The organism is Ferrovibrio sp., from assembly GCF_025869515.1.
Classification (GTDB): Bacteria; Pseudomonadota; Alphaproteobacteria; order Ferrovibrionales; family Ferrovibrionaceae; genus Ferrovibrio.
Genome location: NZ_JAOZVR010000008.1, coordinates 15,961 through 35,980, shown reverse-complemented (window position 1 = coordinate 35,980; position 20,020 = coordinate 15,961). Strand labels below are relative to the sequence as shown.

Here is a 20,020-nt window from a genome sequence, read left to right as displayed (position 1 = left end):
GCGGAAGGAGGGGCATGGACCTTAAGACTGTGCTAACCTTGCCCGGGTTACTTAAAGCCTGTAGTGGCCCGAAGGAAGGTGTGGCATGGCGAGCAATACCGCCGTCAACGATGTCTCGGTCGAAATCTCCGTGGTGCTGGGGAAGGCGACCATGCCGATCCATCAGGTGCTGAAGGTCGGCCGCGGCGCCGTCATCGAGCTGGATGCCAGCGTCGACGACCATGCCTGGATCTTCGCCAACAACAAGCTGATCGCCCGGGGCGAAATCGTCATTTCCGGCGAGAAGGTGGCGGTTTCCATCACCGACACCATGTCGGACGACTAGGGCCGTATTAACCTCTGGCGCGGCCTTGAATACCCCACCGGGATTTGCTATTCCCCCGCGTCGCCCGAAAATGCGGTCGTGGCGGAATTGGTAGACGCGCAGCCTTGAGGTGGCTGTGGCCGAAAGGCCGTGAAAGTTCGAGTCTTTTCGACCGCACCATTCGATTGCCCTTTCTGGTCGACAAACCCCTCCGGGATCGGGCCGTCCCACTTTCCTCGCATGGCAGGCTGTTGTAAGCCTGATTTCCCCGACGACATCCTGTGCGTCGGCGCCCTGATCGTACAGATCCTGCGAGTACATTGATGAAATCCGATCTCGACCGCGCGGCCCTGGAATACCACCGGCTGCCGAAGCCGGGTAAACTCGAAATCACCCCGACCAAGCCGCTCGGCACCCAGCGCGACCTGGCGCTGGCCTACAGCCCCGGGGTCGCCGCCGCCTGCAATGCCATTGTCGAGGATCCGGCCCAGGCCGCCGAACTGACCGCGCGCGGCAACCTGATCGGCGTGATCTCCAACGGCACCGCCGTGCTCGGCCTGGGCAATATCGGCCCGCTGGCGTCCAAGCCGGTGATGGAAGGCAAGGCGGTGCTGTTCAAGAAGTTTGCCGGCATCGACGTATTCGATATCGAGATCAACGAAACCGACCCCGACAAGCTGATCGCCATCATCGCGGCGCTGGAGCCGACCTTTGGCGGCATCAACCTGGAAGACATCAAGTCGCCGGAATGCTTCGTGGTCGAGCGCGCGCTGCGCCAGAAGATGAAGATCCCGGTTTTCCACGACGACCAGCACGGCACCGCGATCACCGTGGCCGCCGCGGTGCTGAACGGGCTCCGCGTGGTCGGCAAGAAGATGGACGAGGTCAAGCTGGTCGCCTCGGGCGCCGGCGCCGCCGCGCTGGCCTGCCTCGACCTGCTGGTCGAGCTGGGCGTGCGCAAGGAGAATATCGTCGTCACCGACATCGTCGGCGTGGTCTACGAGGGCCGTACCGAGCAGATGGACGAATTCAAGGCGCGGTATGCGCGCCAGACCAACCACCGCACGCTCGGCGACGCCATCGTCGGCACCGACGTGTTCCTCGGCCTCTCGGCGGCCAATGTGCTGAAGGCCGAGATGGTCGAGAAGATGGGGCCGAAGCCGCTGATTCTCGCGCTGGCCAATCCGTCGCCGGAAATCCTGCCAGAAGTCGCCAAGAAGGCGCGGCCCGATGCCATCCTGGCGACCGGCCGTTCGGACTATCCGAACCAGGTCAACAACGTGCTGTGCTTCCCGTTCCTGTTCCGCGGCGCGCTGGATGTCGGCGCCACCACGATCAACACGGCGATGGAACTGGCCGCCGTGCGCGCCATTGCCGACCTGGCGATGGCGGAAATCTCCGATGTCGTCGCCCGCGCCTACGGCAACGACGAAAATCTGAGCTTCGGTCCGGAATACTTCATCCCCAAGCCCTTCGATCCGCGCCTGATCCTGCAGATCGCGCCGGCGGTGGCCCAGGCGGCGATGGACAGCGGCGTGGCGACGCGGCCGATCGCCGACATGAAGGCCTATCGCGAAGGCCTGGAGCGCTTCGTCTATCGCACCGGCTTTGTCATGCGGCCGACCTTCGAGCGCGCCAAGCGCAAGCCGATGCGGCTGATCTATGCCGAGGGCGAGGACGAGCGTGTGCTGCGTGCCGCCCAGATCGTGCTGGACGACAAGGTGGCGCTGCCGATCCTGATCGGCCGTCGCGCCGTGGTGGAGAAGCGCATCGAGCGCCTCGGCCTGCGCCTCAAGATCGGCGAGAATATCGAACTGATCGACCCCGAGCGCGACGACCGCTACCACGAATACTGGACCGGCTATCTGGCGCTGATGAAGCGCAAGGGCGTGGCCCCCGACGATGCCCGCACCGTCATCCGCACCAGCACCACGGTGATTGCCGCCATGGCGGTACAGCGCGGCGAGGCCGATGCGCTGATCTGCGGCGCGGTGGGGCAGTACGACCAGCATCTGCCGCATATCGCCGATGTGATCGGCCTGCGGTCTGGCGTGTCGCTGCCGGCGGCGATGCAGCTGCTGGTGCTGCCGCATGGCATGCTGTTCATCACCGACAGCAATGTGAACCTCGATCCCAGCGCCGACGAGATCGTGGCGATTACCCAGATGGCTGCCGACGAAGTGCGTCGTTTCGGTCTGGCGCCGAAGATCGCCCTGCTGTCGCATTCCAATTTCGGCACCTCCTCGGCACCGTCGGCGCGCAAGATGCGCGAGGCGACCCAGCGTCTGCACCAGCTGATGCCGGGCGTGGAGATCGAGGGCGAGATGAAGGCCGATGCCGCCGTCTCGGAAGCGATCCGCGAAAAGCTGATGCCCGACAACAACCTGAAGGGCAGCGCCAACCTGCTGGTGATGCCCAGCCTGGATGCGGCCAATATCTCGGCCAACCTGGTGCGCCAGATGGAGCAGGGCTTCTATGTCGGCCCGATCCTGATGGGCATGGCGAAATCGGCGCATATCGTGTCGCGCAATGTCACGGTGCGCGGCCTGGTCAACATGAGCGCGGTTGCCGTGGTCGATGCGCAGGACCATGCCGAAGGGTTGATGGGGCGCGGCGCCTCGGACTAATGGCCCAGCACGGTCCGCCCGGCCGCCGCATCCCAGTCGTGCCCGGCGGTGAAATCGCGGAGCTGCTGCAATGCCGCACCGCTGCCGTCGCGCCAGAGCAGGCCGATGCGGTGCGTGTCGCGCAGCTCCGGCAGTGTGAGCGTCGCCACGTCGTCGCCGGCCAGCCAGTGCGGCAATAACGCGACACCGATGCCGGCCTGCACCAGCGCCAGCAGGGCCGCATCGCTTTCGGCCCGGCCGATGATGCGCGGCCGCACGTTCAGTCCGTCGAACAGTTTCTCCGCCGCCGGCATGATCTCGGCCTGCGGCCGGATCACGAAGGGCTGGTCCTGCAGATCGGTGATCCTGGCGCTGTTGCGGCGCGCCAGCGGGTGCAGTGGCGGCACGGCCAGCAGGTAACGCTGGCGGAACAGCGTCAGGCTGATTGACTCATCCTCGTCGCCGAGCGGCCGGATGGCGGCGTCGATGCGGCCGAGATCGAGCCGGCGGGTCAGCGTCGCGGCCGGCGCTTCCAGGATTTCCAGCGCGATATCGGGATGCGCCGCCGTGAAGCTGCCGAGCAGGGCGGTCAGTCTTTGTTGGGGGAGTCCGGGAATATAGCCGAGCCGCAGCCGCAGCCTGACCGGCCGGCCTTCCTGACGCAGTTCGCGCCGGGCCGCGGTCCATTCCTGCAGCAGCAGGCGCGCGCGCGGCAGGAAGCGGGCGCCGGCCGGGGTCAGCTGCGGGGCGCGACTGCGTTCGAACAGGCTGGTGCCGAGCGATTCCTCCAGCCGCTTGATGCCGGCCGAGAGCGTCGGCTGGGTGACGTTGGCCCGCTCGGCACCCCGGGTGAAGCTGCCGGTTTCGGCCACGGCCATGAAATAGCGGATCAGGGTCAGATTCATGCCGCATAGAGAAAACCTATCTTGAATATAAAGACAATTGATTTTCTCTATTCAATAAACCGGGCTATCACGGCAGGCAGAGGAAACCGTTCAAGCAAGAGGAGGGCGCCATGGCGGAGCGCTATGTCGAAACCCTGCGCCTGATGACCCAGGCCTGGCAGTGCGACCATCTGGGCCATGTGAATGTCAGTTTCTACATGGGCTGGATCGGCGATGCGGCTTTCAGTCTCAGTGCCATGCATGGCTGGACGCGCGAGCAGGCGGCGGCCGAGAATGCCGGGGTGGCGGCGGTGCGCGCCGAGGTGGATTACCGGGCCGAGCTGCGTGGTGGCGACATGGTACGCATGGAAAGCACGGTGGAGAGCATCGGCGAGCGCAAGATCGTGTTCCGCCATCGCCTGATCCGCGTGGGCGACGAGACACTGGCGATGTCGGCGCGGCTGACCGGGGTCTGCATCGATACGGTGCTGCGCCGCTCGCGGCCGTTTCCATCCGGCTTCGTCGCCCGTGTCGCCGAGACCTTCGGCATCACGCCGATGGCACCAAAGGAGGCTGCCGCGTGAACATGCCGTCCGAATTCAAGCCGGCCGATCCCGCTTTCGAGGCGCGCTGCCGAGACAGTTTCAACCGCCAGCCGGCCATGCACCTGATCGGCGCCCGGCTGACCGTGGTGAAGCCCGGTTTTTGCGAAGTCGAGATGGCCCGCAAACTGGAGGTGACCCAGCAGCACGGCTTCGTGCATGGGGGTATTGTCGGCATGATCGCCGATTCCGCCGCCGGATACGCCGCCTACAGTCTGTTCCCGGCCGATGCCACGGTGCTGACTGTGGAATACAAGATGAACCTGATGGCGCCGGCCGATGGCGACCGGATGCTGGCCCGGGCCCAGGTCACCCGGCATGGCAAGACGCTCACCATCGTGGGTTTCGACGTCTTTGCCGAAAAAGCAGGGAAGATACTGCACTGCGCCACGGGACTGGCCACCATGATGTGCATGCTGGGGCGTCCTGACGCACCCCGCACGGCTGCATCCTGACGCCCGATCCGCTACACTCCCGCCACCCCGATTCAGAGTCCGCCAGAGTCCGTTCCGAGAAGGGTATAAAACCATGATCTCCAACAGCTATCCGACGCTCGACTTCGGGCTCGGCGAGACTGCCGATATGCTGCGCCAGTCGGTGCGCGGCTTTGTCGACAACGAGCTGGCGCCGCGCGCCGATGCGATCGACAAGACCAACGAATTCCCGCGCGACCTGTGGACCAAGCTGGGCGATCTCGGCCTGCATGGCATCACCGTGGAAGAGGAATACGGCGGCAGCGGGCTGGGCTATCTGGAGCATTGCATTGCCGTCGAGGAGGTCAGCCGCGGCTCGGCCTCGGTCGGGCTGTCATACGGCGCGCATTCCAATCTCTGCGTCAACCAGATCCGCCGCAACGGCAACGAGGCGCAGAAAAAGAAATACCTGCCCAGGCTGATCTCCGGCGAGCATCTTGGCGCGCTGGCGATGAGCGAGCCGAATGCCGGCTCGGATGTCGTGTCGATGAAGCTGCGCGCCGACAAGAAGGGCGACCGCTACATCCTGAACGGCAACAAGATGTGGATCACCAACGGACCGACCGCCGATGTGCTGGTGGTCTATGCCAAGACCGATCCGGCCGCCGGCGCCCGCGGCATCACCGCCTTCCTGGTGGAGAAGGGTTTCAAGGGTTTCTCGACGGCGCAGAAGCTCGACAAGCTGGGCATGCGCGGCTCCGATACCGGCGAACTGGTATTCCAGGACTGCGAGGTGCCGGAAGAGAACGTACTCAACCAGGTCGGCAAGGGCGTCAACGTGCTGATGAGCGGCCTGGATTACGAGCGCGCCGTGCTGGCCGCCGGGCCGCTCGGCATCATGCAGGCGGCGATGGACGTGGTGCTGCCCTATATCCACGAGCGCAAGCAGTTCGGCCAGTCGATCGGCAGCTTCCAGCTGATCCAGGGCAAGGTCGCCGACATGTATACCGAGATGAATGCGGCGCGTGCCTATGTCTACACAGTGGCGAAAGCCTGCGACCGCGGGCTGACCACGCGCAAGGATGCCGCCGGTGCCATCCTGTTCGCCGCCGAAAAGGCCACCAAGCTGGCGCTGGATGCGATCCAGATTCTCGGCGGGAATGGCTATATCAACGACTATCCGACCGGCCGCCTGCTGCGCGATGCCAAGCTGTATGAGATCGGTGCCGGCACCTCGGAAATCCGGCGGATGCTGATCGGTCGCGAAATCTTCGAGGAGACGAAGTGAAGCTGTTTTACCGTATTGCTGTCGCCTGTCTGGCCCTGGCACCACTGTCTGCCCGGGCGTCCGATGAAGCCGATGTGCGCTGGGAGGCTATCGGGGCCGCAGAACAGCGTGTGCGCTGGGAGGCCGAAGGCCTGACTGCGGCGCCGCAGATTGCGGAGTCCTTTTCTTCGCCGCTGGGATACCGGCTGGAGCGTTATCTGTGGAAGGCGCAGAAGCCGGCCGGCAGTTTCGCCATCGCGGTGCTGCGCGACCTGAGCGAGGAGGATCATTTCCTCAGTGGCCCGGTCGACCTGATCCGCTTCGCCACCACGGTGCTGAACGGGCTGGAAGCGCCGAAGCCGCAAGCCAGTCAGGCACAGGACGCGAAAATCGCGACGCCGAATGGTGCGGTGCTGAGCCGGCGTTTCGATCTCGGCACGCGGCAATGCGTGGCGCTTGGCTTCTATGCGCAGCCGCAGGTCGCCAGCAGTCAGGCCAAACTGGCCAAGGACGAGCCGCTGACGGAGGGCAGCCAGCGCCTCGACGGCGTCTATTGCGCCGCGGCGGGCCGGCCGCTGACCGCGGAACAGGTGCTGGTCTATGCCGCCGGCGTGAAACTGGTATTACGGAAGGAATAGAGATGAGCGAACGGCGCCGCATTTCGTCGGGATCGACGTTTGAAAAGACCATGGGGTATTCGCGCGCCGTGGTCGACGGCGACTGGATTCATGTTTCGGGCACCACCGGTTACGATTACGCCACCATGACGATCAGCGACGATCCGGTGGCGCAGTGCGAACAGATCTTCCGCAATATCGCCGCCGCACTGGCCCAGGCCGGCAGCAGCCTGGATGATGTGGTGAGGGTGCATTACTACCTGACCGATGCGAGCATCTTCGAGCTGATCGCCCCGATCTGCGGCCGGCATTTCGCCAAGGCGCTGCCGGCAGCCACCGCGCTGCTCTGCCAGCTGATCGATCCGAAGATGAAGCTGGAAATCGAAGTGACCGCCCGCAGACAGGCATAAGGGAGAGACATCATGCTGACCGAAGAGCAGCAGATGATCCGCGACATGGCGCGGGATTTCGCCCAGGAGAAGCTGGCGCCCGGTGCCGCCGCGCGCGACCAGACGGCAGACCCCCCGGTCGCCCTGCTGCGCGCCATGGGCGAGCTTGGCCTGATGGGCATGGGCGTGCCGGAGCAATGGGGCGGGGCAGGGGCCGATTTCGTCGCCTATGTGCTGGCGCTGGAAGAGATCGCCGCCGGCGATGGTGCCGTCAGCACGATCATGTCCGTCAACAACTCCCCTGTCTGCGCAGCCCTGCTGCGCTACGGCTCGCTGCAGCAGAAAGAGCGCTATCTGAAGCCGCTGGCGCGCGGCGAATGGATCGGCGCCTTCTGCCTGACCGAGCCGCAGGCCGGCTCGGATGCCTCGGCGCTGAAGACGCGCGCCCGGCGCGAGGGCGGCAAATGGATCATCAACGGGGTGAAGCAGTTCATCACCTCGGGCTCGATCGCCAAACTGGCGCTGGTCTTCGCCGTCAGCGATCCGGGCCAGGGCAAGCGTGGCATCTCCTGCTTCCTGGTGCCGACGGATACGCCAGGCTACCGCGTGGCCAGTATCGAGCGCAAGCTGGGCCAGAAATGCTCCGATACCTGCCAGATCGTGCTGGAGGATGTGACCGTGCCCGAGGATGCCCTGCTGGGCACCGAGGGCGAGGGCTATCGCATCGCACTCGCAAACCTGGAATCCGGTCGCATCGGCATCGCCGCCCAGGCCACCGGCATGGCGCGGGCCGCCTTCGACGCGGCGCGGCTGTATGCAGGCCAGCGTGAGGCTTTCGGCACCGCCATCATCAATCACCAGGCGGTGGCTTTCCGGCTCGCCGACATGGCGACCCGCATCGAGGCGGCGCATCAGCTGCTGCTGAACGCCGCGCGGCTGAAGGATGCCGGTCAGCCCTGCCTGAAAGAGGCCAGCATGGCCAAATTGTTTGCGTCTGAAATGGCCGAACGGGTATGCTCCGACGCCATCCAGATTCACGGCGGTTACGGCTATTTGGCCGATTTTCCGGTCGAGCGCATCTACCGGGATGTCCGTGTCTGTCAGATTTACGAAGGCACCAGCGATGTGCAGCGGCTGGTGATCAGCCGCGCCATCGCCGGAAACGCCGCCGGAAGCTAGGGAACGGGAAAGAGGACAGTTGTACCAGGCCAACGAGATTCTGTTTATCGCATCCCTGTTGGTCCTGGTGAGCATCTTCGCCGGGTCGGCGTCGAGCCGTTTCGGCGTTCCCTTCCTGCTGGTCTTCCTCGGCCTTGGTCTGCTGGCCGGCGAGGGCGGACCCGGCGGCATCGTCTTTCGCGACTACCAGCTCACCTACTCGGTCGGGTCCGCGGCGCTGGGCATCATCCTGTTCGATGGCGGGCTGCGTACGCATTTCGCCACCGTGCGGCTGGTCGTGGGGCCGGCCTTCGTACTGGCCACCGTGGGTGTGGTCGGCACGGCTGCCATCGTCGGGCTGGCGGCGCATTACGCCTTCGACCTGAACCTGCTGCAATCCTTCCTGGTCGGCGCCATCGTCGGCTCCACCGATGCGGCGGCCGTATTCTTCCTGCTCAACACCAAGGGCCTGGCGCTGCAGAAACGCGTCAGCGGCACGCTGGAAGTCGAGTCCGGCATCAACGATCCGATGGCGATCTTCCTCACTATGATGGCGGTAGAGCTGCTGCGGCACGGCCAGCCGCCGGACACGCTGCAACTGCTGCTGCAGTTCGTCGCCGAGATGCTGGGCGGTCTGCTCGTCGGCCTGGTCGGCGGTTTCCTGCTGGTGGCGCTGTTCAACCGGGTGTCGGTCGCCGGCGGCCTGTATCCCATCGTCGCCATGGCGGCGGCCCTGCTGATCTTCTCAGGCGCGTATTTCGTGCATGCTTCCGGATATGTCGCGGTGTATGTCGCCGGCCTGGTGCTGGGCAACCGGCGCCATCGCGGCGCGCAGGTGATCCTGCGCTTTTACGACGGTCTGAGCTGGCTCAGCCAGATCGTCATGTTCCTTTTGCTCGGCCTGCTGATGACGCCGGAGGATATGAAACCCTATGCCGCCGGCAGCGGCGTCGTTGCCGGCATTCTGATTCTGCTGGCGCGGCCGCTGGCGGTGCTGCTCTGTCTGCTGCCGTTCCGTTACACCATGCGCGAGATCGGCTTCATCTCCTGGGTCGGCCTGCGCGGCGCGGTGCCGATTTTCCTGGCCACCATTCCGGTGCTGGCCAACCTGCCCAATTCCGAGCTGTATGTGACGGCCGCCTTCGTCTGCGTGCTGGCCTCGCTCACCCTGCAGGGTTGGACGATTGCACCGGTGGCACGCTTCTTCGGTCTTGAACTGCCGCCCAAGCCGGAGGCCGTCAGCCGCACCGATCTCGATCTCGGCTCCACCGCCGACCGCGATGTCGCCAGCTACCGGCTGGAGGCGGAAGCGCCGGCACTGGGCTATCGCTTCAACGAGATCCCGCTGCCGCGACGCTGCCGCATCATCACCGTGATCCGCGACGGCACCGTGATGGACCGTAACAGGCTGGAGCATCTGGAGGCCGGGGACTACCTGCTGGTGCTGGCGCCGGCCGAGCAGTTCTTTTCGCTCGACCGCCTGTTCACCGCGCGCGAGCCGTCGAAACGCCAGCGCAAGCGGCGCGAACGCGGCGAGGAGGTGTTCGGCGAGTTCGTGCTGACCGGCGATACGCTGCTGGGTGAGGTGGCCCTGCTTTACGGCCTGCCGGTGGAAGAGAAGGATCGCAACGAGCCGGTCGGCGCCTATGTGCGCCGTCGCCTGCGCCACCGGCCGGTGGTCGGCGACCGCCTGCGCTGGGGCCCGGTGGAACTGGTGGTGCGCGAAATCCGTAACGACCGCATCACCTCGGTCGGCATCGAACTGGAACCCGAGGAGCATCCGATCCTGCGCGGCTTCCGCCGGGCTTTCGGGTTCGACTGAATTGTAAAAAAAACGCAAGGGAGGCCCGGATGGCCGCGCCACTGGAATTCTATTTCGATTTTTCCTCGCCCTACGGCTATATCGCCGCGCAGCGCATCGATGCGCTGGCAGCCAAGCATGGCCGCAGTGTCGACTGGCGGCCGATGCTGCTCGGTGCCGTGTTCAAGGTCGCCGGCACCCAGCCGCTCACCGACTATCCGCTCAAGGGCAAATACTCGACGCATGATTTCAAGCGCAGTGCGCGCGAACATGGTATCGCCTTCCACATGCCGGCGGTCTTTCCGCTGCCCACGCAGGGGGCATGTCGCGGCACCTACTGGCTGAAACAGGCGGCCCCGGACAAGGCCGTGCCCTTTGCCAGGGCGGTCTATGCCGCCTATTTCGTGGAGGGGCAGGATATTTCCTCGGCGGAGGTGCTGGCCGATATCGCCACCGCACTCGGCATCGACCGCAAGGCTTTCCTGGCCGGGATCGAAAGCCCGGAGATCAAGGCGAAGCTGCGCGAGGTGACCGAAGACGCGATCCAGCATCGCGGTGTCTTCGGCTCGCCCTATACCTTTGTCGACGGCGAACCCTTCTGGGGCGCCGACCGTCTTGACCAGATCGACCGCTGGCTGTCACGCGGCGGCTGGTAACCCATAACAAAGAAAACAGAGGAAACCTCGCCATGGCCAAGCAGATCATTTTCTACTGGGATTTCACCTCGCCTTACGCCTATATCGGCGCCAACCTGATCGAGGCGGTGGCGCGCAAGCACAATCGCAGTGTCGACTGGCGGCCGGTTTCGATCGGCCATCTGTGGAAGGCGATTCCGGATCGCACGCCGTTTCCGAAGGTGAAGATGGATTACATGGAGCATGACTGGACGCGCTCGGCCAAACTCGCCGGCCTGCCCATTGTCACCACGCCCACTCCGTTTCCCACCGATGCCAAGCTGCCGCGCCTGCTGTTCTATCGGCTGAAGGAGCAGAATCCGACCAAGGCGGTGGCCTTCGCCAAGGCGGCGTTCAAGCAATACTGGGGCGAGGGGAAGGACATCGCCACGCCCGAACACCTCAAGACCGTGGTGCATGTGGCCGGTGTGCCCGAAGCCGAGATCGCGAAGGCGGCCGAAGACGCCAACGCACGCCAGGCGGTGCTGGATGCCACCGCCGAGGCGATTGAACTCAAGGCCTTTGGCACGCCGACCTTCATTGTCGATGACGAGATGTTCTGGGGTTCGGATCGCATCGACCATATCGACCGCTGGCTGACGCAGGCCCATAAGAAGTAACCCTGACGATGACAGACAAAGCTGCCGGCGGCGCGCTCGCCGTCGCCGGCCTGATCGCCACGGCGCTGCTCTGGGGCGCGATGATCCCGATGACGCATGTGCTGGCGACGAAGCATATCGATCCGTTTTTCATGTCGGCGATCCGCTACCTGATTCCGGCGCCGCTGCTGATCGGCATGGTTCTGGTCTTCGACCGCGCCTCGCCCTTCCGCGCGCCGGTGCCCTGGGCTGTGGTGGCGAAGCTCGGCTTCGTCATGGCCTGCTTCTCCATTTTTTATACCGTCGGCATCATGCTGTCAGAGCCGGTGCGGGCGGCGATTGCCATGAGCTGCGGCCCGCTGGTGGCGGCGCTGATGACCAAGCTGATGCTGCGGGTGCCGCTGGCACGCGGTTTCTGGCCGGCCGCGATCTGCGCCGTGATCGGCGCGGCGCTGGTGGCGCTGGATGCGGTACGCCCGAAAGCCGGCGGCCCGGGTGAATTCAGCTACCTGGGCGAGGCCATGCTGGTCGGCGCCATGGCAAGCTGGAGTTTCTATTCGCTCAAGGTGCAGGCATGGCTCGCCCCGCTGGGCTGGAGCAACATGCGCATCACCTGCCTGACCTCGCTGGCCGGCGGGTTGCTGATCTGCGGCCTGTTCGTGGTGCTGGCGACCATCACGCCGGCGCGGCTGCCGACCGAGATGCCATCGCCCGCGGCGCTCGGCATGCTGGCCTGGGTCGGCATCGGCGGGGCGGGGCTGGCGATTCTGTTCTGGAATTACGGCGTCAGCCATGTCGGCGTGCCGGTGGCGACGCTTTACACCAGCCTGGCGCCGGTCTTCTCGGTGGTGGTGGCAGCGCTGTTTTTCGGCAGCACAATCACCCTGCAGCAGGTCGCCGGCGGGGTGCTGATCCTCGCCGGCGTGATCCGCATGCAGTGGCTGGGCGTGCAGGCCGCCCAGGCCCGTCAGAAGGCAGCCGCTCAGAAGATGGTGTAGGCGCCGTCGATCACGAAGCTGTCGCCGGTGTGATACTGGCTGGTCTCGCTCATGATGTAGGTGGCGATGCCGGCGAAATCCGACCCCTGACCCCAGCGCCGCGCCGGAATGCGCGGCAGCACATTGCCGCTGAATTTCGGATCGGCCACGCCGGCCGCCGTCATCTCGGTTTCGATCCAGCCGGGCAGGATGGAATTCGCGGTCACGCCATAACGCGCCATTTCCACCGCCAGTGCGCGAATGATCGATACCATCGCGCCCTTGCTGGCGGCATAGGACTGCGCCCGGGCCGCGCCATGCACGGAAGCCGTGCTGGCCATGCCGACCAGGCGGCCACCGGCGGTGTCGCCATTCTTGCTGCGCTCGACCATGTGGCGGGCGGCGGCGCGCAGGCAGAAGAAGGCCCCGTCGAGGTTGACCGACAGAACGCGACGCCATTCCTCGGTGCTGAGTTCATGGAAGGCGGCGCGTTTCTGGCTGACGCCGGCATTGGCGAAGCAGCCGTCGATGCGGCCCATCTGCTTCAGGGCCTCGGCGAACCCGGCCTCGACCTGTGCCTCGTCGGCGACATTCACCTTCTGCACCAGCACGCGGTGGCCATAGGCCTTCAGTTTCTTTTCGGCTGCCGCATTCTTGTCCGGGTTGCCGCCCCAGATCACCAGGCCGCAGCCGGCCTGCGCCAGCCCTTCGGCCATCCCCAGACCGATGCCGCCATTGCCGCCGGTGACGAGCGCAACCTTGCCGCTGAGATCGAAGCCTTTGCCGGCCATGGTTCCTCCATAGTTTTTATCGATGCAGCCAATAGATAGAGTGGTGAAATTAACAGGTTGTCCTGCACCGCGCATCCTTTTCGGCCGGCACCCCTTGCAGCCCTGCGGGGGCGCTGGCATGGTCGTTGCCATCACCGCCCGAGAACGAGAATCAGACGCCTTGCCATGAGCGCGCTCACCAGCCAACTCGATACCCGTTCGGCCGCTTTCCGCGACAATGCCGCCCAGATGCAGGCGCTGGTCGACGACCTGAAAGCCAAAGTCCACCAGATCAAGCAGGGCGGCGGCGACAAGGCCCGCGAAAAGCATCTCGCCCGTGGCAAGCTGCTGCCGCGCGACCGCGTGCGGACGCTGCTGGATCCCGGCTCGCCCTTCCTGGAACTGAGCCAGTTCGCCGCTTATGACATGTATGGCGGTGATATCGCTGCGGCAGGGGTGATCACCGGCATCGGCCGGGTGATGGGCCGCGAATGCGTGATCGTCTGCAACGATGCCACCGTGAAGGGCGGCACGTATTTTCCCATGACCGTGAAGAAGCATCTGCGGGCGCAGGAGATCGCGCTGCAGAACCGGCTGCCCTGCCTGTACCTGGTCGATTCCGGCGGTGCCAACCTGCCGACCTGGGACGAGGTGTTTCCCGACCGCGAGCATTTCGGCCGTATTTTCTACAACCAGGCCAATATGTCGGCGGCCGGTATCCCGCAGATCGCCGTGGTGATGGGGTCCTGCACCGCTGGCGGCGCCTATGTGCCGGCCATGTCGGATGAGTCGATCATCGTGCGCAACCAGGGCACCATCTTCCTGGCTGGTCCGCCGCTGGTGAAGGCGGCGACCGGCGAAGTGGTGTCGGCCGAAGACCTCGGCGGCGCCGATGTGCATGCGCGCACCTCTGGCGTCAGCGATCACTACGCCATGAATGATGCCCATGCGCTTGGCCTGGCCCGCAAGATCGTCGGCAATCTCAACACCGTGAAGCAGGTGTCGGGCGATGTGCGCGCGCCATTGCCGCCGCGCTATGACCCGGCAGAACTCTATGGCGTGATCCCGAAGGACGGCCGCATCCCCTTCGACGTCCGTGAAATCATCGCGCGCATCGTCGACGATTCCGAACTGGATGAATTCAAGAAGCTGTACGGCACCACGCTGGTCTGCGGTTTCGCCCGTATCCACGGCTACCCGGTCGGCATCATCGCCAATAACGGCATCCTGTTCTCGGAAAGCTCGCTGAAGGGCGCGCATTTCATTGAACTGTGCTGTCAGCGCAACATCCCGCTGATCTTCCTGCAGAACATCACCGGTTTCATGGTCGGCAAGAAATACGAATCCGGTGGCATCGCCAAGGACGGCGCCAAGCTGGTGACTGCCGTTTCGACGGCGCGCGTGCCGAAATTCACCGTCATCATCGGTGGTTCCTACGGCGCCGGCAATTACGGCATGTGCGGCCGGGCTTTCAGCCCGCGACTGCTGTTCATGTGGCCCAATGCCCGCGTCTCGGTGATGGGCGGCGAGCAGGCGGCCAGCGTGCTGGCGACCGTGAAGCGCGATGGTATCGAGGCCGGTGGCGGCGATTGGTCGAAGGACGAGGAAGAGGCCTTCAAGAATCCGATCCGCGCCCAGTACGACCGCCAGGGCCATCCCTACTATGCTTCGGCCCGGCTGTGGGACGATGGCATCATCGATCCGGTCGATACCCGCACCGTGCTGGCGCTCGGCCTCAGCACCGCGCATAACGCGCCCATCGAGCCGACGAAGTTCGGCGTCTTCCGGATGTGAGGCCGCGCCCATGACAGATCAACTCGGGACCGACCAGATCATCCTGTTCGATATCGACGGCCGCGGTGTCGCCACCGTGACACTGAACCGGCCGCAGATACACAATGCCTTCAACGACGATGTGATCCTCGGCCTGACCAGGATCTGGGACGATCTGGCCGTGCGCAAGGATGTCCGGGTCGTGGTGCTGAAGGGCGCGGGCAAGAGCTTTTCCGCCGGCGGTGATCTCGACTGGATGCGCAAATCCGGCCAGGCGACGCCGGAACAGAACCGCGCCAGCACCATGAACATGGCGCGCATGCTGAAAAAGCTGAACGACCTGCCGCAGGCGACACTGGCGCTGGTGCATGGTAACTGCATGGCTGGCGGCACCGGTCTGGCGTCGGCTGCCGATATGGTGGTGGCGACCAGGGGCGCGCAGTTCGCGCTCACCGAAGTGCGGCTCGGCCTGACCCCGGCGACGATCTCGCCTTATGTGGTGGCTGCCATCGGTCCGCGCCAGGCCCGGCGCTATTTTCTCACCGCCGAGCGCTTCGGCGCCGACGACGCCTGCCGGATCGGCCTGATCCATGAGGTGGTCGCCGACGAAGGCGCGCTGGAAACCCGCGGCGTCGAGCTGATCGGCATGCTGCTACAGGGGGCGCCCGGCGCGATCCGCGACAGCAAGATACTGGTCAGCCGCGTGACCGGCCGCAGCGTGGACGAAGAGCTGATGCAGTTCACTGCGCAGAATATCGCTGACCGCCGCGCCAGCGCGGAAGGCCAGGAAGGGCTGGCGGCTTTCTTCGACAAGCGCAAGCCCGGTTGGGCGCAGTCATAAGAGGGGCGATCGTATCGTGTTCCGCAAGATCCTGATTGCCAATCGTGGCGAGATTGCCTGCCGGGTGATCCGCACCGCCCGCCAGATGGGCGTCGCCACCGTGGCGGTCTATTCCGATGCCGATGCCAATGCGCGTCATGTCGCCATGGCCGACGAGGCGGTGCATATCGGCGCCGCGCCGGTGCGCGAGAGCTACCTGCTGCCCGAGCGGATCATCAATGCGGCCAGGCTGACCGGCGCGCAGGCGATCCATCCCGGCTATGGCTTCCTGTCGGAGAATGCCGCTTTCGCCCGCGCCTGCGCCGAGGCGGGCATCGTCTTCATCGGCCCGCCACCGACCGCCATCGAGGCGATGGGCCTGAAAGGCGCCGCCAAGGCGCTGATGGAAAAAGCCAGGGTACCGGTGGTGCCGGGCTATCACGGCGACGACCAGTCGCCCGAGCTGCTGGCGAAGGAAGCCGAGCGGATCGGCTATCCGGTACTGATCAAGGCGGTGGCCGGCGGCGGCGGCAAGGGCATGCGCCGGGTCGACAGCGCAAAGGAATTCGCGACCGCGCTGGCCGGCGCCCAGCGCGAAGGCGCCAATGCCTTCGGCGACGACAAGGTGCTGCTGGAAAAGTATCTGATCAAGCCGCGGCATATCGAGATCCAGGTTTTCGCCGACAGCCACGGCAATGCCGTGCATCTGTTCGAGCGCGACTGTTCGGTGCAGCGTCGCCACCAGAAAGTTCTGGAGGAGGCGCCGGCCCCGGACATGCCGTCGGCCATGCGCAAGGCGATGGGCGAGGCCGCCGTGGCGGCGGCCAAGGCGATCGGCTATGTCGGCGCCGGGACAGTGGAATTCATCGCCGATGTGTCGGATGGACTTCGGCCCGACCGCTTCTACTTCATGGAAATGAACACCCGTCTGCAGGTCGAGCATCCGGTCACCGAGATGATCACCGGCCAGGATCTGGTTGCCTGGCAGCTGGATGTCGCCGCCGGCGGCAGGCTGCCGCTGGCCCAGGACGCGCTGGAGATCAGCGGGCATGCGGTCGAAGCGCGCATCTATGCCGAAGACCCGCAGAAGAATTTCCTGCCGTCGGTCGGCACCCTGCATCGCCTGCGCGCGCCGGCCGAGGATGCCCATGTGCGCGTCGATACCGGCGTGCGCGAGGGCGATTCCGTCACGCCGTATTACGACCCGATGATCGCCAAGCTGATCGTCTGGGATACCGACCGCCGCGCGGCGCTGCGCCGTCTGCGCCAGGCGCTGGCGCAGTATCAGATCGCCGGCGTTGCCACCAATACGGCTTTCCTGATCGCGCTGGCCGGGCATAAAGCCTTTGTTGACGGCGATCTCGATACCGGTTTCATCGAACGCTTCCGTGCCGACCTGCTGCCGCCGCCGACGCAGGCTTCGACGGCTATATTGGCACTCGCGGCCCTTGCCGTGACGCTGGAGCGCCGCGAGGCAGTGACCCGCCGTGCGACGCAGAGCGGCGATCCCTGGTCGCCCTGGGCCGCCGTCGATGGCTGGCGTCTGAATGACCGGGGCTGGGATGAACTGGCGGTGCGCGAACGCGATACCGATATCGTCTGCCGCATCGAATATCTGGCCGGCGGTGCCCTGCGTGTGCATGGCCCCGAAGGGCATGTGCTGGTGCAGGGTGATCTTGACGGCGATGGCAGCCTGGATGCCGTGATCGACGGCCGCCGCCTGCGTGCCGGCATCGTGCGGCAGGAGGACGATGTGATCGTGCTGCTGCCGGGCGAGACGCATCGGCTCACCATTGTCGATCCGCGTGCGGCCGGCGATCTGGACGAGGCAGGCAGCGGCCAGCTGACCGCGCCAATGCCGGGCAAGGTCGTGCAGGTGCTGGTCGAAGAGGGCGCCACAGTCGACAAGGGCCAGGCGCTGATGATCCTTGAAGCGATGAAGATGGAACACACCATCAGTGCACCGGGCAAGGGCGTGGTCGCCAAGGTGAATTTCCGCGCCGGCGAACAGGTGCCGGAAGGTGCCGCGCTGCTGCAGATCGAGGCGGAGAGCTGAGATGGCAATGCCGCCCAAAGTGATTCTGTGGGAAGCCGGGCCGCGCGACGGGCTGCAGAACGAGCCGGGCGTGGTGCCGACCGAGGTGAAGGTCGAACTGATCGACCGCCTGGCCGAGTGCGGCCTCACGCATATCGAGGCGACCAGCTTCGTATCGCCGAAATGGGTGCCGCAGATGGGCGACCATGAGGCGGTGATGGCGCAGATGACGCGCCGGCCCGGCGTGATCTATCAGGTACTCACGCCCAACATGAAAGGCTACGAGGGTGCGCGCGCCGCCGGGGCCGAAGCCATCGGCGTATTCGCCGCCGCGAGCGAAAGCTTCTCGAAGAAGAACATCAACTGCAGCATTGATGAGAGTATCGAGCGTTTCCGCCCGGTGGTCGAGGCGGCGAAGCGCGATGGCGTCAAGGTGCGCGGTTTCGTTTCGGTCGTGGTCGGCTGTCCCTTCGAGGGCGATATCGCGCCGGAACAGACGGCTAAGGTGACGAAGCAGATGATCGATCTGGGCTGCGACGATGTCGGCCTCGGCGATACCATCGGCGTCGGCACGCCGGGCAAGGTGAAGGCGATGATCGAGGCCTGCACCAAACTGGTGCCGGTGGACAAACTCGGCGGCCATTTCCACGATACCTATGGTCAGGCACTGGCCAATACCCTGGCGGCGCTGGAATGCGGCATCGCGCGGCATGACGCATCGGTGGCCGGCCTTGGCGGCTGCCCCTATGCGCCGGGCGCTACCGGCAATGTCGCCACCGAGGATCTGGTCTACATGCTGGATGGCATGGGTATCGAAACCGGCGTCGATCTGAAAAAACTGGTGCAGACCGCCTGGTGGATTTCCGATCGGCTGGGCCGCCCGCCGGTGTCGCGCGTTGCGCGCGCGCTCAAATCCAAATGCCTGTGAGTGTCTGGTGCCAGTCCATCTTCTCAAGATCGCCGTCGGCATCGAAAGCCTGGAGCATTTCCGCGAGCGCATGAAGGTGCGCCGCAAGGCCGGAAAAACCTTCACGCATTACACCCGCCATATGCCCAAACGCGCGGCCGAAGTGCTGGACGGCGGTTCGCTCTACTGGATCGTCAAGGGCGCCATTGCGGTGCGTTGCCCCATCGTGCGGCTGGAAGAGGCCGTGCTGGAGAACAAGGGGCCGCATTGCGGCATCGTGATGAAGACGCAATTGATTCCGGTGCTGCCGCTGCCGCGCCGGCCGCATCAGGGCTGGCGCTACCTGGAGGCGGAAGACGCACCGCCCGATGTGGCCGATGCCGGCAAGGGGGCCGCCGACCTGCCGCCGAAACTTCTGGCCGAGTTGCGCGATCTCGGCCTGCTGTAATATCAAAGCGTCCCGTTTGTCAGTTCCGGAGTCGCCATGACCGCTCAGCGGCCGCGCATTATTGTTGTCGGCAACGAGAAGGGCGGCTCGGGCAAGTCGACCACGGCGATGCATATCCTGATCGCCGTGCTGGCCGAGGGCGGGCGGATTGCCGCCATCGATCTGGATGGCAAGCAGCGCACCCTGACCCGCTACCTGGAAAACCGGCAGGCCTTCATTGCCAGGCACAACCTGCCGCTCGCCATGCCTGTGCATCGGGTGATCATGGAAAGCGATCTGCCGCTGAAGGCCGAGGCGGCCGAAGACGAAGCCGCGCGGTTCGTTGCCGCGATCGAGGAATTGTCGGTCCGGCATGATTTCATCCTGGTCGATTGCCCGGGCAGCGATACCAATCTGGCGCGGGTCGGCCATTCCCATGCCGATCTGCTGGTGACTCCGGTAAATGACAGTTTCATTGATGTGGATTTGCTGGCCAGTGTCGATCCCGACACGCTGAAGGTGATCAGGCCGAGCCGGTATGCCGTGATGGTTTGGGAACAGCGCAAGCAGCGCCTGGCGCGTGATCGCCAGAGCGTCGACTGGGTGGTGATCCGCAACCGCCTGTCGCATCTCGATGCCCGCAACAAGCGCAATGTCGGTCATGTGCTGCAGGCGCTGGAGAAGCGGATCGGTTTCCGCTTTTTACCCGGCCTGTCGGAACGTGTGATTTTCCGCGAACTTTTTCTCAGTGGCCTGACCTTGATGGACCTCGATCGCGCCAGCCTTTCGGGCACCGCGGCGGGGCTGAACATGGCGCAGGCAGCTGCGCGGCAGGAAGTGCGAGCTTTGCTGCTCGGCCTCAACCTGATCACGGAAGACTGATCTGCCTTAAACAGCGGCATGCTGCACTGCACAAGCGACGGGATTCGGCTTCACAAGATATAGAAAACGCCTTGCTTTCCCTTGGAGGAAGTACCCGATCTGTGCTTTATACAGC

General features: G+C 65.0%; 20 protein-coding genes and 1 tRNA gene. 19 read left to right on the top strand and 2 right to left on the bottom strand.

The genetic code is table 11. From position 1 onward, the window contains the following. The first annotated feature begins 85 nt into the window (after positions 1 to 85). The 3 genes from OJJ21_RS01000 (at position 86) to OJJ21_RS00990 (ending at position 2,931) form a co-directional block, all read left to right on the top strand. Positions 86 to 325 carry a FliM/FliN family flagellar motor switch protein gene (locus OJJ21_RS01000; protein ID WP_297682434.1) on the top strand — a complete coding sequence of 80 codons (240 nt, stop codon included), beginning with the start codon at positions 86 to 88 and terminating at the stop codon, positions 323 to 325. A gap of 72 nt (positions 326 to 397) precedes the next feature. Then, positions 398 to 484, top strand: a tRNA-Leu gene (locus OJJ21_RS00995). 143 nt (positions 485 to 627) lie between these two features. Then, positions 628 to 2,931, top strand: a complete 2,304-nt coding sequence (locus tag OJJ21_RS00990; protein WP_297682432.1) for an NADP-dependent malic enzyme — start codon at positions 628 to 630, stop codon at positions 2,929 to 2,931. On the opposite strand, the gene OJJ21_RS00985 is transcribed toward OJJ21_RS00990, so the two are convergent. Beyond that, positions 2,928 to 3,815 (bottom strand): LysR family transcriptional regulator, encoded by an 888-nt coding sequence (locus tag OJJ21_RS00985; RefSeq protein WP_297682430.1) that lies wholly within the window; start codon positions 3,813 to 3,815, stop codon positions 2,928 to 2,930. The two genes, OJJ21_RS00990 and OJJ21_RS00985, sit on opposite strands and share 4 nt — an antisense overlap. Positions 3,816 to 3,925: 110 nt before the next feature. On the opposite strand from OJJ21_RS00985, the gene OJJ21_RS00980 reads away from it, so the two are divergent. The 10 genes from OJJ21_RS00980 to OJJ21_RS00935 all read left to right on the top strand — a co-directional run bounded on the left by OJJ21_RS00980 (position 3,926) and on the right by OJJ21_RS00935 (position 12,312). Continuing rightward, complete coding sequence (locus OJJ21_RS00980; protein ID WP_297682428.1) at positions 3,926 to 4,378, top strand: acyl-CoA thioesterase; 453 nt, start codon at positions 3,926 to 3,928, stop codon at positions 4,376 to 4,378. A 2-nt stretch (positions 4,379 to 4,380) separates the two neighbouring features. After that, positions 4,381 to 4,851, top strand: a complete 471-nt coding sequence (locus OJJ21_RS00975) for a PaaI family thioesterase (protein WP_297682569.1) — start codon at positions 4,381 to 4,383, stop codon at positions 4,849 to 4,851. 73 nt (positions 4,852 to 4,924) lie between these two features. Continuing rightward, the gene (locus OJJ21_RS00970) at positions 4,925 to 6,097 is read left to right on the top strand and encodes an isovaleryl-CoA dehydrogenase (protein ID WP_297682426.1); all 1,173 of its coding nucleotides are present in this window, start codon (positions 4,925 to 4,927) and stop codon (positions 6,095 to 6,097) included. Next, positions 6,094 to 6,714: a hypothetical protein gene (locus OJJ21_RS00965; protein WP_297682425.1), complete on the top strand. Its 621-nt coding sequence runs from the start codon at positions 6,094 to 6,096 to the stop codon at positions 6,712 to 6,714. The genes OJJ21_RS00970 and OJJ21_RS00965 overlap by 4 nt, the downstream gene beginning before the upstream one ends. Before the next feature lie 2 nt (positions 6,715 to 6,716). Next, positions 6,717 to 7,103: a RidA family protein gene (locus tag OJJ21_RS00960; protein WP_297682423.1), complete on the top strand. Its 387-nt coding sequence runs from the start codon at positions 6,717 to 6,719 to the stop codon at positions 7,101 to 7,103. 9 nt (positions 7,104 to 7,112) lie between these two features. Next, positions 7,113 to 8,261, top strand: a complete 1,149-nt coding sequence (locus OJJ21_RS00955) for an acyl-CoA dehydrogenase family protein (protein WP_297682566.1) — start codon at positions 7,113 to 7,115, stop codon at positions 8,259 to 8,261. 19 nt (positions 8,262 to 8,280) lie between these two features. Beyond that, positions 8,281 to 10,062 carry a potassium/proton antiporter gene (locus OJJ21_RS00950; protein ID WP_297682421.1) on the top strand — a complete coding sequence of 594 codons (1,782 nt, stop codon included), beginning with the start codon at positions 8,281 to 8,283 and terminating at the stop codon, positions 10,060 to 10,062. A 29-nt stretch (positions 10,063 to 10,091) separates the two neighbouring features. Beyond that, positions 10,092 to 10,697 (top strand): 2-hydroxychromene-2-carboxylate isomerase, encoded by a 606-nt coding sequence (locus OJJ21_RS00945; RefSeq protein ID WP_297682419.1) that lies wholly within the window; start codon positions 10,092 to 10,094, stop codon positions 10,695 to 10,697. A 32-nt stretch (positions 10,698 to 10,729) separates the two neighbouring features. Continuing rightward, entirely contained in the window at positions 10,730 to 11,335 is a 606-nt protein-coding gene (locus OJJ21_RS00940; RefSeq protein ID WP_297682417.1) for a 2-hydroxychromene-2-carboxylate isomerase, read from the top strand. 8 nt (positions 11,336 to 11,343) lie between these two features. After that, complete coding sequence (locus tag OJJ21_RS00935; protein WP_297682415.1) at positions 11,344 to 12,312, top strand: DMT family transporter; 969 nt, start codon at positions 11,344 to 11,346, stop codon at positions 12,310 to 12,312. Here OJJ21_RS00935 and OJJ21_RS00930 read toward each other — a convergent pair. After that, positions 12,297 to 13,082, bottom strand: a complete 786-nt coding sequence (locus OJJ21_RS00930) for an SDR family oxidoreductase (protein WP_297682413.1) — start codon at positions 13,080 to 13,082, stop codon at positions 12,297 to 12,299. The two genes, OJJ21_RS00935 and OJJ21_RS00930, sit on opposite strands and share 16 nt — an antisense overlap. A gap of 165 nt (positions 13,083 to 13,247) precedes the next feature. Between OJJ21_RS00930 and OJJ21_RS00925 the strand changes: the two genes are divergently transcribed. The 6 genes from OJJ21_RS00925 to OJJ21_RS00900 are packed head-to-tail and all read left to right on the top strand — an operon-like array spanning position 13,248 to position 19,905. Next, positions 13,248 to 14,855, top strand: a complete 1,608-nt coding sequence (locus tag OJJ21_RS00925; protein WP_297682411.1) for a carboxyl transferase domain-containing protein — start codon at positions 13,248 to 13,250, stop codon at positions 14,853 to 14,855. A 10-nt stretch (positions 14,856 to 14,865) separates the two neighbouring features. Beyond that, positions 14,866 to 15,675: an enoyl-CoA hydratase/isomerase family protein gene (locus OJJ21_RS00920; protein ID WP_297682409.1), complete on the top strand. Its 810-nt coding sequence runs from the start codon at positions 14,866 to 14,868 to the stop codon at positions 15,673 to 15,675. A 16-nt stretch (positions 15,676 to 15,691) separates the two neighbouring features. Further along, positions 15,692 to 17,710 (top strand): acetyl/propionyl/methylcrotonyl-CoA carboxylase subunit alpha, encoded by a 2,019-nt coding sequence (locus OJJ21_RS00915; protein ID WP_297682407.1) that lies wholly within the window; start codon positions 15,692 to 15,694, stop codon positions 17,708 to 17,710. A 1-nt stretch (position 17,711) separates the two neighbouring features. Then, complete coding sequence (locus tag OJJ21_RS00910; protein WP_297682405.1) at positions 17,712 to 18,617, top strand: hydroxymethylglutaryl-CoA lyase; 906 nt, start codon at positions 17,712 to 17,714, stop codon at positions 18,615 to 18,617. A 7-nt stretch (positions 18,618 to 18,624) separates the two neighbouring features. Next, a complete protein-coding gene (locus tag OJJ21_RS00905) occupies positions 18,625 to 19,044 on the top strand; it encodes a DUF1489 domain-containing protein (RefSeq protein WP_297682403.1) in 420 nt (139 codons plus the stop codon). A 36-nt stretch (positions 19,045 to 19,080) separates the two neighbouring features. Beyond that, positions 19,081 to 19,905: a division plane positioning ATPase MipZ gene (locus OJJ21_RS00900; protein WP_297682401.1), complete on the top strand. Its 825-nt coding sequence runs from the start codon at positions 19,081 to 19,083 to the stop codon at positions 19,903 to 19,905. The last annotated feature ends 115 nt before the right edge of the window (positions 19,906 to 20,020 follow it).

What these genes read in the sequence shown, in the direction of transcription:
- OJJ21_RS01000 (WP_297682434.1), top strand. Translation starts at nt 86, where the DNA reads ATGGCGAGCAATACCGCCGTCAACGATGTCTCGGTCGAAATCTCCGTG.
- OJJ21_RS00940 (WP_297682417.1), top strand. Translation starts at nt 10,730, where the DNA reads ATGGCCAAGCAGATCATTTTCTACTGGGATTTCACCTCGCCTTACGCC.
- OJJ21_RS00930 (WP_297682413.1), bottom strand. Translation starts at nt 13,082, where the DNA reads ATGGCCGGCAAAGGCTTCGATCTCAGCGGCAAGGTTGCGCTCGTCACC.
- OJJ21_RS00990 (WP_297682432.1), top strand. Translation starts at nt 628, where the DNA reads ATGAAATCCGATCTCGACCGCGCGGCCCTGGAATACCACCGGCTGCCG.
- OJJ21_RS00970 (WP_297682426.1), top strand. Translation starts at nt 4,925, where the DNA reads ATGATCTCCAACAGCTATCCGACGCTCGACTTCGGGCTCGGCGAGACT.
- OJJ21_RS00975 (WP_297682569.1), top strand. Translation starts at nt 4,381, where the DNA reads ATGCCGTCCGAATTCAAGCCGGCCGATCCCGCTTTCGAGGCGCGCTGC.
- OJJ21_RS00945 (WP_297682419.1), top strand. Translation starts at nt 10,092, where the DNA reads ATGGCCGCGCCACTGGAATTCTATTTCGATTTTTCCTCGCCCTACGGC.
- OJJ21_RS00985 (WP_297682430.1), bottom strand. Translation starts at nt 3,815, where the DNA reads ATGAATCTGACCCTGATCCGCTATTTCATGGCCGTGGCCGAAACCGGC.
- OJJ21_RS00925 (WP_297682411.1), top strand. Translation starts at nt 13,248, where the DNA reads ATGAGCGCGCTCACCAGCCAACTCGATACCCGTTCGGCCGCTTTCCGC.
- OJJ21_RS00910 (WP_297682405.1), top strand. Translation starts at nt 17,712, where the DNA reads ATGGCAATGCCGCCCAAAGTGATTCTGTGGGAAGCCGGGCCGCGCGAC.
- OJJ21_RS00960 (WP_297682423.1), top strand. Translation starts at nt 6,717, where the DNA reads ATGAGCGAACGGCGCCGCATTTCGTCGGGATCGACGTTTGAAAAGACC.
- OJJ21_RS00980 (WP_297682428.1), top strand. Translation starts at nt 3,926, where the DNA reads ATGGCGGAGCGCTATGTCGAAACCCTGCGCCTGATGACCCAGGCCTGG.
- OJJ21_RS00900 (WP_297682401.1), top strand. Translation starts at nt 19,081, where the DNA reads ATGACCGCTCAGCGGCCGCGCATTATTGTTGTCGGCAACGAGAAGGGC.
- OJJ21_RS00920 (WP_297682409.1), top strand. Translation starts at nt 14,866, where the DNA reads ATGACAGATCAACTCGGGACCGACCAGATCATCCTGTTCGATATCGAC.
- OJJ21_RS00935 (WP_297682415.1), top strand. Translation starts at nt 11,344, where the DNA reads ATGACAGACAAAGCTGCCGGCGGCGCGCTCGCCGTCGCCGGCCTGATC.